This window comes from Dolichospermum circinale AWQC131C (genome assembly GCF_000426905.1).
GTDB classification, from domain to species: domain Bacteria; phylum Cyanobacteriota; class Cyanobacteriia; order Cyanobacteriales; family Nostocaceae; genus Dolichospermum; species Dolichospermum circinale.
In genome coordinates this window covers 164,825-175,119 of the sequence record NZ_KE384588.1, presented here as the reverse complement: position 1 = coordinate 175,119, position 10,295 = coordinate 164,825, and the positions used below count along the sequence as shown (strand labels likewise).

Sequence of the window (10,295 nt, the reverse complement as noted above, 5' to 3'; positions counted from 1 at the left end):
AATACACAACAGCGCAGAGTGTCACTATTAAATCTTGTGGGGTGGGCATCTTGCCCGCCAGACTTATACAAATTAATACACAACAGCTTATCCTCATATCCTTGGCTTATTTTTGCAAACCCTACCTACAAGGAAATGATAGAGAAACTTGTAGGAGAGGGGTTTTGCAATTTCTTAGGGATGTTTTTGTTTTATATCTTTTGACAAAAATAAACTCCCTCTTCTTGATTTGCACCTTCCCAATAATCTAGGATGATAATATCATATTGTTTGAGAATGTTTTGCAGTTTAGCAGTTGTATAACGATAGGAGAAAAATAATTGAATTTGATCACCATTTTTCCAGTGCATGATTTGATCATCTAATTTCAAATCTATATTAGTTTCTACTTCAAACTGAGCATTAATTCTTGTTAATTCTTGATGGTTTGGATCATCTTTTAGGGAGAATTTAATAGTCCCATGGTCTGGATTTATCCCCGCGTCAACTAACACTGTCATTAACCAATCTTTGGTTAATTCATTATCATACTGTGGCAAAATCTTGTTAATTCCTGTTAGATAATCGTCTCCCGGTGCTAAGTTTGCACTCATGAGTAAAATATCTCCTGGTTGTAGAAAATTACTTAAAATAGGCAAAATTTCATCAGGAGTAAAATTAGGAATCATGCCAAAAAATGTGATGATCTTTCTGTGTCCTTTTCCTTGATCATGAAGATGGAGTATTAAATCATCAGCACAAGGTAAATCACAAACAATTGGCTGTATAGAGACTTGAGGATAAGATTCCCTAATTTTTTGACCAGAAATTAAAGCCAGGGATAAACTAACATCAATAGGATAATAAATTATTTCCCTTTCTGTATTCAAGAGATAAGATACTAAAAGATGATCTTTTGCACCACCGCCACAACCTAATCCAATTACTTGTATATTGGTATTAATGTCCAGAAATTCCGCAGTTTTTTGAAAACATACTGCATAGGCATTAATACAATCATCATTAGTTCTAGCTGGAGAATAATATTCATGAATTTTTAACCATTTCTGACTTTGTTTAACAGTGTCATAGTGAAATTTATGATTTATTTTACTTACAGAAAAGCAATCTAAATAATCTTGATAAATCTTGTTGGGAAATTGACTAGGATGGACATATACTTTTTCAAAGCCGTTGGACATTGTAGACATAATAGTAAATTCCTTGGTGCTGATGAACCTGGTTAGTTAAATTAGTAGTTATTAGTTATATGATACTCTAAATTCAGCTTTTTAGATCAAGCAATTTTGTGAAAATATCTGATATTATCTGATAATATATTAATAATTTCCTGACACCTACAAATTTATGATTGATAAATCTGACCTGAAAACAACGATAAAATCTTCATTAAGTGCGATCGCTCTTGGTAGTAATATGGGGGAATCTTTAGCTATTTTAGAAGGTGCAATTAACAGCCTGGAAAAAACTCCGGGTATTACCATAAAAGCCAAATCTAGTTGGTACAGAACCGCTCCTGTAGGCGGACCATCACAACCAGATTATTTAAACGGTGCGGCTATTTTAGAAGTGCAACTCAGTCCCCAGAAATTGCTAGAAACTCTGCTCAATATTGAACAAGAATTTGGTCGAGTTCGTCAAGAACATTGGGGACCTAGAACCCTAGATTTAGATGTACTACTATTTGATGACTTGATTTTAGAAACACCAGATTTACAAATTCCCCATCCTCGAATGACCCAGAGAGCCTTTGTTTTAGTTCCATTAGCGGAAATTGCACCAGATTGGATAGAACCAGTTTCTAGAGAACCTATTTCACAACTCCTGCAAAAATTAGACCGTTCTGATGTGAGTTTATCTATCAATTTATAAGCTTTTCTTGTAACCTCTAAGTCCTAAATCTTCTTCTACACTGCGTGCTGCAATTGCACCATGAGCAACCGCAGTTGCGACACAGGGATCTCTAGGATTTGTCACATCTCCAGCCGCGTAAATATTGGGGATTGATGTTCTGAGAAATTGATCAGTGGCAATATATCCTTTTTCGGTCAGTTTCACAGAACCCACTCCTCCTTGCTCAAAAAGTCGCACTAACTCCTCAACATTCGGTGTAAAACCCAAACGAAAACAGAGATAGTCAAAAAGTAACGCTTTTTCTTGGTTGTTTTCATCTTGGAAAAGCATATAAATCTTCTCTTCGCGCATCTCAAATCTCTGAATTTTTGCGGGTTGATGTACAGTGACTCGACCGGCTCCAAGTTCAAACATGGCTCTTTTGTTCACCTCAAATGCTCGGATTTCAGAGCGAATAAACAGGTGAATATGTTGGGATGTGTTACCTAAAATTCTGGCTGTTACTAATCCATTATCACCACCTCCGACTACAGCAACTACCCCTCCTGATACCTTAGATCCCAATAAGGGAGTGGCACCAGGGTTAAAGCAAACACGCTGGGAAGAAAGGAGATATTTACTTCCGGGAACTGATTCTATAGCTTCAAATCCTGTAACTCGCTGACCTGTGGCAATAACCATATATCGTGCTGTAATTTCAGTTTTGTCAGTAACAATTCTGAAATCATCTCCTACCTTGGTGATCTCCTTTATTGAAGAATCCAAAACTGTAGAAAGCATTTCTGCTTCAACATGACGGTGAAATTGATCTGCAAGTTCATATCCAGTTTTTCCCGGTATTCCCAAGTACCAGACATTTTGAAAATGGCTTAACGTTTGTAGTCCTCCTAATTTTTCATTCTTTTCAATGAGAATGGGAACAAAACCGAGATGTTTTAACCAGAGAGCGCAAGACATACCAGATGGACCACCACCAACCACAGCAACAATTTTATTCATGTTAATTTAAAAGCCCAAAAAATTAACTTTTCCCTTGGAGTAAATACATTGACTGGTACAAGTTTCATCAATTCTCACTGCGACAAGTCCGGGAATTTGGGGTTCAAGCTGTTCATAAATCCATTTAGCGATCGCTTCACTGGTAGGATTAGCTAAACCAGTGGATTCATTTAAATGGTAATGATCCAGATAATTTTCCAAGAGGGGTTTTATGTATTTTGATATATCACCATAATCCATAATCATCCCCTGTTTAACACCTGAATTTATCAGTTTATCCCCTGTAACATAGACAACACCGCGCCAAGAATGACCATGTAATCTAGCACATTTACCATCATGATTCGGTAATTGGTGAGCAGCTTCAAACCTGAATTCCTTACCAATTATCCAAGTTTCTAAAAAAGATTCAGATTCCGGCTTTGAAGTCATTATTATATCCCAATTATATCCCAAATTCCCCAATACTTGGATACTTAAAATGAATGCAGTGTATCTAACACTGCTTTAACTTTAGGAACTTCATGAGTTCTGAATAAATCTGTTTTTCCTAATGCTGCTAAAACCGCAAAAAATGATTCTGCACTTCTTACTTCTTCTCCAAAATATTCAAAAGCGTGAGGGAGAGCATGACAGATAGGAAAACCTAATTTTCTCAGTCTAAAAGTAGTCAAAAAAGTTTTCATTTGATAACTAATTCGCAAAGAACTATCCTGGAGATTTTTATAATAAAACCCCAAACCAGCATCAACAAAGATTTTTCTCACCCCATATTTAGCTGCGATTTCTATTTCATTAGCAAAATATTCATACATTAATTTTGTTGGATCATCACCAAAATCAAAATCACCAACTTCTCTGACATTCTTACCTTGAACATAACAGATAATCACCCCAGCGTCAAATTCAGATACAGCTTGATAAATTTTCTCACTATCAAAAGCACCCGTTAGATTAATCACATTAGCGCCAGCTTGTAAACATTCCCTAGCAACTTGAGGATAATAAGTTTCAATGGAAGTTAAAACCCCCTGTTGACTCAGAGATTTTAGTACGGGTAAAATTTGGGAATTTTGTCGAATATCCTCAACTCTTTCTGCTTTTTCTAAAGTAGATTCAGCACCAATATCTATAATATCAGCACCTTGAGCCTTTAATACTAATCCCCTGCGAATAGCTTGTTCTGAACTTAAACATACGCTTTCTCTGTACCAAGAATCATTAGAAAGATTAATCACTCCTAAAATTGCTGATTCGGAATTAAAATTAAATTTTTTCTCACCAATTGTAAATTCTTCTACTTTTACTTGCAGAGCATCATGATATTTTTCATATATTTCGTAAATGTCTTCAATCTTCAACATATTTCCAATCCTTTTTTTGATAGACAATAGTTTTTTATTAGCTGTTCACAAGCATTGAGCAAAAATAACCAAATCATCACCACACCTGATTACAACCTCCATCCACCGGAAACTTCTAATACCTGCCCTGTGATATAATCAGATTCTGGGCTAATAAAAAACCAGGCTGCATGAGCCAGTTCTTGTAAAGTTGCAGGTCGCTTAGTAGGTAGTTCAGGTAAAGATTCCTGCAAATCAAAGGAATTTTCTGCTATTCCTGGAGATACAACATTAACAGTAATTTTATCTGTAATTACTTCCTTTGCTAAAGACCTTGAGTAGATGATAATGCCAGTTTTAGCAATTAAGTAAGGTGTATTAGTATAACGCGCGAGGAGATTTTGGGCACCAGCACAACCAATATTGACGATACGTCCCCCATTAGCAGCTTTCAGGTAAGGTAGTGCAGCTTTAGTGACATAAAATGTAGCATGGAGATTAGAATTAATAATTTCATGCCATTCTTCTACTGACAATTGGCTCGTTGGTCTGTCTAAGTAGTTACCCACATTATTGACAACAACAGATAGACCTCCCAATTCCTCAGCAGCACTTTTGACTAAAAACTCCGCTTGTTCAGGATTTCTTAGATCCGCTTGTAAAGTAACAGTTTTAACGCCGTACTTATCAGCCTCCTGACGGGCTAGATTACAGGCTTCCACACTCTTATGACAATGAAATGCTACATCAAATCCTTTAGCAGCTAAATCGAGAGCAATAGCCTTACCAATTCCCGATGATGATCCAGTCACCAGTGCTTTTTTCAGCATTATTGTTAAACCTAATTCCTATATAAATTACCAATGTTATTTTCTACAAAATCCTCAATTAATACTTGAGTATAACTATTGAGAGGATATTCCTTTGCTTGTGCGGGAGTCACCCAAGCCCATTCCTCAATTTCTTGATTAGGTGTAATCGTATTTCTCAGTGAAAATGCGTAATAGTTGATCATAATAAAATGGGCAGGTCGCACAAATTGTGAGTCTAGCACTGCTTCTTGTAGCAACGCAAAACGCACATTAGTTAAGTCTAACCCGACTTCTTCCTGAAACTCCCTCAGAAGTGCAGATTCTAGAGTTTCACCCCAATCTACTTTTCCCCCTGGTACACCCCAAGCACCTCTCCACTTGGTAGATTTAACAATTAACACCTGTCCGAGAGAATTGATAACCAGCGCTCCTACAGTAGTCAGAGGGAACTGCTTTTGTACAGATGTTGGTTTCATAGTGGTCTGATACTGCATATTTACCTCCGCACCCCACGACGACTGACTTTTGGCGATACTTAATATTAGTATCGTTTAGATTTTATCAGCAAATGCCTGACTAAGTTCAATTATATTTTGATCTGGATCTTGAATAAAAATCGCTGGTCGGCCAGAAGCACTAGCTTGAAACGGATAATTTTTAGCTGTTAATTCGCTTTTAATTATTTCTAAATCCATGACAGCAAAAGCGATATGAGGATTTTGTCCCCATTTTTCTTGTTGCTTATCGGTGGGTACAGTAGGCGCAACAATCAGATGCAGTTGATAGTTACCAATTTGATACCAGATACCAGGATATTTTAAAGGACGTTCTACTTTTTCAAGTCCTAATATATGAGTATAAAAATACTCAGAACGGTCTAAATCAGTTATGAGAATAGCAGTATGAAGACTCTGGATAATTTGCATAATTGTAGATTCAAGTGAGATCAAAGAAGTCAGAATTAAACGCAGATAAACGCAGATAACCGCAGATAAATCTGTACCTCGGTGGATTAGGAAATGGTATAACCAATAAACATCTGATCATCTGATCAAAAAAATTAGACATAATCAGGATTGTCGGCAATCAGCAATACATAAATTACCACAAATTGTCAAATAGTTTTCTCTGAAATCACCAACCCAAGAGAAAATGAACAATAAAAAAGGTCTGGTTGAGAACCAAACCTTGACTTAAATCCAGTGCATAACAACATCCCGAATTAATTTAACCCATTTAATCCATTTCTAGCATCTTCCTATGGTATGTGTACAAATATCCTAAAATCTGATAATAAACCATTTCCATAGCCAAAAATAAAGGACGGAATTAGTCCCGTCCGCAAATGCCAAAATGCCAATTGATGATTGTTAATTTTTAACTTTTATCTGTGACAAATCTAAAAAATTCGCTAATTTATAGACTATTCGCGCACCAACATTACCATCCCATTCCGCATTACCAACTTCAGAAACATCAAAACCAATAATTTCCCTACCAGTATTCACTACTTCTCGGAATAGACAATAAACTTGTTCTAATTCCAGTCCTCCGGGAACGGGAGTACCAGTATGGGGGCAAAGTTTGGGATCTAAACCATCAACATCAAAACTAATATAAACTTTTTCTGGTAAATGACTGATAATTTCTCGACATAAATCTAGCCAATTTTTACCAGAGTATAATTGTTGTTTAATTACTGGATCATAGTAGGCAATAATGCGCTGATTAGATTGATTAATCATCTCTACTTCATCATCACAAATATCCCGTAAACCCACTTGGACTAACTTGGAAATTTGCGGTATTTTCATGGCATTAAACATAATGGAAGCATGGGAAAATTCAAAACCTTCATAGGCATTTCTTAAATCCGCATGGGCATCAATATGTAAAATTCCCCAGTCATCATATTGAGTAGCTAAAGCTTGAAAATAACCCAAAGGAACGCTATGATCACCACCAATAACAGCGACTTTTTTACCTAAATTTAAAGCTTTTTGACATTCTTTAAATAACCATTCATTAATTTGTTGACAACCATGATTAACACTAACAAGAGTATCTTTTAAATTTTGAGAATGGGATATTTTTAGACCTTGTGCTAGACTTTTGATAATTTTTGCTGCTTGGCCACGATAGTATTCATTTCTTTCTAACATTTCTGCGGTATGTCTTTCCAGAAAGATACCTTGTTGCCAACCTTGAGGATGATCAAAATCAAATAAGTCTATTTGTAAAGAAGCGTCGGCAATTCTTTGTGGTCCTTGTGCTGTACCTTGATGATAGGAAACAGTGACTTCCCAGGGAACAGAAAAAATGATTAATTTAGCTGATTCATAGTTAAATGGTAAACCGAGAAAGTTACCATTTTCTTCAGCAATATCATTAGGATTATATGTTTGTAGTGGGTTATTCATTACTTGTACCTGCAAAAAATTAGGAACGACGGGCATTTAAACAACACCATTCTTTTTTCTCCCGGATATTAGTCACAGTCCAACCATTTTGTTCTAAAGCATTAGCAACAGCTTTTGATTGTCCTATTAAAATACCACTAAATATACCCCAAGTGCTAGATTTAGTAATTGCGGTCATTTCTGGGAGTAATTGAATAATGACATCGGCTAAAATGTTGCAAACAATACCATCTACTGGTTGATCAATTGTTTTCCTGACCGTGTTTACACTACCTTCTAAAGGTATCAAACAATCTGGAGGGATATGATTCAGAGTGCAATTACTAAAAGTAGATTTGACTGCTAAGGGATCATTATCAACGGCATAGACCTTAGTAGCACCTAGTAATATTGCCCCAACACCTAGAATACCTGAACCACAACCAATATCGGCAATGGTCGAGGGTTTTTGGTTCTCTGTTATGTTAGAAAAGTGCATTTCTAGGGATTCTAAACATAATTGAGTGGTAGCGTGATTACCCGTACCAAAGGCTACACCAGGATCAAGAAGTATGATTAAGCGGTCTGTAGTAGTGGGTAAAGGTAGCCAAGCGGGATTAATCAAGAAGCGATCGCCTATTTCCTCGGGTTGCCAATGTTGTTTCCAACTACTGGACCAGTCTTCTTCATCAATTAAGTGCCAATTTAGCACAGGAGGGGGGAATCCTACGGATATAGCATCTTCACCCAAGGATGATGATAATTCTTGCAAATCTGGTAATTCTGCTTGAAAACTGGGCAAATAAGCCTTAACCAATAAGTTATGGTCTTTAATTTCCACTGCTGTACCACGAGTGCCAAAGTTTTCTAATCGCCAATATATAGTATCTTCTAAATCTGGGTTAGATATAATATTGATTTCCCACCAAGTATTTGCCATAGAATTTGAGATTAGTAATAGGTAATGGTGCAAAAACAAACCAAACCATCAGAATATAGCATTTTCTAGTCCACTGAAGTAGATTCATAGCTGGGTTTATCTGCGGTTAAATTGCTCATTTTATTTTTGAACATGGAAAGTTTTAAATTCCCGACCTCTGGAAAGAAGTCGAGAATCTTATTGTTAGATAATTAAAATGATATTCTAATTATCAAATTACTTAATCATCCTGATCTCATAAATCAAAAAAAATCACAGTCTAGGATTAAAGTGTCACTGTATAAGCGTCCCTAATGCCCGATACTTTCTTAATTTCCTCTAAAATGCCTTCAGGTAGAGGATCATCAATGCTCAAAGCCATCACAGCATCACCACGAACGATTTTTCTACCGACCTGCATACTAGCAATATTGACATTAAAACTGCCCAGAAGAGAACCGAGTTTACCAATGATACCTGGTACATCACGGTGGAGAGTAAACAACATATATTTACTGGGGGGGACATTAATCGGAAATCCGTCAATGTCAGTTAGGTGAATTTCCTTATCACCCAATAAAGCACCAGTTACAGAATGTGTACCTAAAGTACCTGTAGCTTGTAAGTGCAATGAACCTGCATAGTCACGGGCTGAAGCATCCCTAGTTTCAATTACGCGAATACCTCTTTCTTTTGCTTCTATGTTAGCGTTAACATAATTTACCCGTTCGCGGAGGGCTTGGTAAAGTAGTCCTTTGAGAGCGGCTATAATCAGAGGCTGACTTTTATTAGTTGCCAAGTCCCCTTGTAGGGTAACATTAAGTGTCTCTACTCTGCCACCTGTGAGTTGACCAACTAAATTTCCCAAAGTTTCCGCTAATTCCATATAGGGTTTAAACTCTTCAAGGACATCAGGACCGAGTCCGGGAATATTCACAGCGGAACGGGCTGGTAATCCTAATAACACATCCCGAATTTGTTCAGCCACGTCTATAGCCACGTTGACCTGGGCTTCAGCCGTAGAAGCACCGAGGTGAGGAGTAAGAATGACATTTTTACCCAAACCTAGCAAATCAGATTCACCCAAGGGTTCAGAATCAAACACATCTAAAGCAGCGCCAGCAATTGTACCCTCTTTAATAGCCACAGCCAAAGCTGCTTCGTCTATAATACCACCACGGGCGCAATTAATAATTCTGGTGGTGGGTTTCATTAAAGCCAAAGTTTTGGCGTTGATTAAATTAGCGGTTTCTGAGGTTTTAGGAATGTGCAAGGTGATATAATCAGCTTGCTGGAAGAGCAAATTTAACTCCACTAGTTGACAACCAAGTTGTTCGGCTCTTTCTGTAGAGATAAATGGATCATAGGCTAAAAGTTTCATTCCCATGGCTTTAGCTACGGAAGCAACATGAGAACCTATTTTACCTAAGCCGACAACACCGAGAGTTTTTTTGTATACTTCTGAACCAACATAACTTTTGCGGTCCCATTCACCACGTTTGACTGAGGCATTAGCATCAGGAATATGACGAGATAGGGATAACATCATAGCTAGAGCGTGTTCTGCGGCCGCAATGGTATTACCCTCTGGAGAATTGACAACGACAATACCTTTGCGAGTAGCTGCGGGGACATCAACATTATCCACTCCCACGCCAGCGCGGCCAATAATTTTTAATTTGACTCCAGCCTCTATAATATCTTGAGTGACGCGAGTTCCAGAACGAATCATCAGCGCATCATACTCACCAATGATAGCTTTAAGTTCATCGGGTTTCAACGTAGTTTTGATATCAACTGTAGCCACTTGAGAAAGAATATCAATCCCAACTTGATCAATTGGATCAGAGACAAGAACCTTAGACATAATAACTCGATTTTAGTTAACAGATTGTGCTGTACAAGATTTTTCAGTTTATACCAATTTCATGTAAAGCTGCACAGAATCATGAAATCTAAGTAAGTTGGG

At 37.2% G+C, this 10,295-nt stretch carries 11 protein-coding genes; 1 reads left to right on the top strand and 10 read right to left on the bottom strand.

Annotated features, from left to right (window positions below):
- Positions 1-191: 191 nt before the first annotated feature.
- On the bottom strand, positions 192-1,190 hold the full coding sequence (locus ACIR131C_RS0102100; protein ID WP_081677144.1) for an L-histidine N(alpha)-methyltransferase: 999 nt from the start codon (positions 1,188-1,190) through the stop codon (positions 192-194).
- Between the two features lie 157 nt (positions 1,191-1,347).
- Between ACIR131C_RS0102100 and folK the strand changes: the two genes are divergently transcribed.
- Positions 1,348-1,872: a 2-amino-4-hydroxy-6-hydroxymethyldihydropteridine diphosphokinase gene (gene folK, locus ACIR131C_RS0102095; protein ID WP_051347472.1), complete on the top strand. Its 525-nt coding sequence runs from the start codon at positions 1,348-1,350 to the stop codon at positions 1,870-1,872.
- On the opposite strand, the gene ACIR131C_RS0102090 is transcribed toward folK, so the two are convergent.
- The 9 genes from ACIR131C_RS0102090 to serA all read right to left on the bottom strand — a co-directional run bounded on the left by ACIR131C_RS0102090 (position 1,867) and on the right by serA (position 10,193).
- Positions 1,867-2,853 (bottom strand): NAD(P)/FAD-dependent oxidoreductase, encoded by a 987-nt coding sequence (locus tag ACIR131C_RS0102090; RefSeq protein WP_028088871.1) that lies wholly within the window; start codon positions 2,851-2,853, stop codon positions 1,867-1,869. The two genes, folK and ACIR131C_RS0102090, sit on opposite strands and share 6 nt — an antisense overlap.
- A 6-nt stretch (positions 2,854-2,859) precedes the next feature.
- Positions 2,860-3,285, bottom strand: coding sequence for a 6-carboxytetrahydropterin synthase QueD (gene queD, locus ACIR131C_RS0102085; protein WP_028088870.1), 426 nt, complete (start codon positions 3,283-3,285; stop codon positions 2,860-2,862).
- Between the two features lie 44 nt (positions 3,286-3,329).
- Complete coding sequence (locus ACIR131C_RS0102080) at positions 3,330-4,217, bottom strand: dihydropteroate synthase (RefSeq protein ID WP_028088869.1); 888 nt, start codon at positions 4,215-4,217, stop codon at positions 3,330-3,332.
- 89 nt (positions 4,218-4,306) lie between these two features.
- A complete protein-coding gene (gene tmpR / locus ACIR131C_RS0102075; protein ID WP_028088868.1) occupies positions 4,307-5,026 on the bottom strand; it encodes a bifunctional dihydropteridine reductase/dihydrofolate reductase TmpR in 720 nt (239 codons plus the stop codon).
- 11 nt (positions 5,027-5,037) lie between these two features.
- A complete protein-coding gene (locus ACIR131C_RS0102070) occupies positions 5,038-5,484 on the bottom strand; it encodes an NUDIX domain-containing protein (protein ID WP_028088867.1) in 447 nt (148 codons plus the stop codon).
- Between the two features lie 75 nt (positions 5,485-5,559).
- On the bottom strand, positions 5,560-5,934 hold the full coding sequence (locus tag ACIR131C_RS0102065) for a VOC family protein (protein WP_028088866.1): 375 nt from the start codon (positions 5,932-5,934) through the stop codon (positions 5,560-5,562).
- A 444-nt stretch (positions 5,935-6,378) separates the two neighbouring features.
- The gene (locus tag ACIR131C_RS0102060; RefSeq protein ID WP_028088865.1) at positions 6,379-7,428 is read right to left on the bottom strand and encodes an agmatinase family protein; all 1,050 of its coding nucleotides are present in this window, start codon (positions 7,426-7,428) and stop codon (positions 6,379-6,381) included.
- Between the two features lie 19 nt (positions 7,429-7,447).
- Positions 7,448-8,347: a 50S ribosomal protein L11 methyltransferase gene (gene prmA / locus ACIR131C_RS0102055; RefSeq protein ID WP_028088864.1), complete on the bottom strand. Its 900-nt coding sequence runs from the start codon at positions 8,345-8,347 to the stop codon at positions 7,448-7,450.
- A gap of 265 nt (positions 8,348-8,612) precedes the next feature.
- Positions 8,613-10,193 (bottom strand): phosphoglycerate dehydrogenase, encoded by a 1,581-nt coding sequence (serA, locus tag ACIR131C_RS0102050; RefSeq protein ID WP_028088863.1) that lies wholly within the window; start codon positions 10,191-10,193, stop codon positions 8,613-8,615.
- Positions 10,194-10,295: the final 102 nt, after the last annotated feature.

Bases quoted from the DNA above. Each gene is read 5' to 3' on its own strand.
- ACIR131C_RS0102070 (WP_028088867.1), bottom strand. From the start codon at position 5,484: ATGAAACCAACATCTGTACAAAAGCAGTTCCCTCTGACTACTGTAGGA.
- ACIR131C_RS0102080 (WP_028088869.1), bottom strand. From the start codon at position 4,217: ATGTTGAAGATTGAAGACATTTACGAAATATATGAAAAATATCATGAT.
- serA (WP_028088863.1), bottom strand. From the start codon at position 10,193: ATGTCTAAGGTTCTTGTCTCTGATCCAATTGATCAAGTTGGGATTGAT.
- prmA (WP_028088864.1), bottom strand. From the start codon at position 8,347: ATGGCAAATACTTGGTGGGAAATCAATATTATATCTAACCCAGATTTA.
- ACIR131C_RS0102060 (WP_028088865.1), bottom strand. From the start codon at position 7,428: ATGAATAACCCACTACAAACATATAATCCTAATGATATTGCTGAAGAA.
- ACIR131C_RS0102100 (WP_081677144.1), bottom strand. From the start codon at position 1,190: ATGTCTACAATGTCCAACGGCTTTGAAAAAGTATATGTCCATCCTAGT.
- queD (WP_028088870.1), bottom strand. From the start codon at position 3,285: ATGACTTCAAAGCCGGAATCTGAATCTTTTTTAGAAACTTGGATAATT.
- ACIR131C_RS0102065 (WP_028088866.1), bottom strand. From the start codon at position 5,934: ATGCAAATTATCCAGAGTCTTCATACTGCTATTCTCATAACTGATTTA.
- ACIR131C_RS0102090 (WP_028088871.1), bottom strand. From the start codon at position 2,853: ATGAATAAAATTGTTGCTGTGGTTGGTGGTGGTCCATCTGGTATGTCT.
- tmpR (WP_028088868.1), bottom strand. From the start codon at position 5,026: ATGCTGAAAAAAGCACTGGTGACTGGATCATCATCGGGAATTGGTAAG.
- folK (WP_051347472.1), top strand. From the start codon at position 1,348: ATGATTGATAAATCTGACCTGAAAACAACGATAAAATCTTCATTAAGT.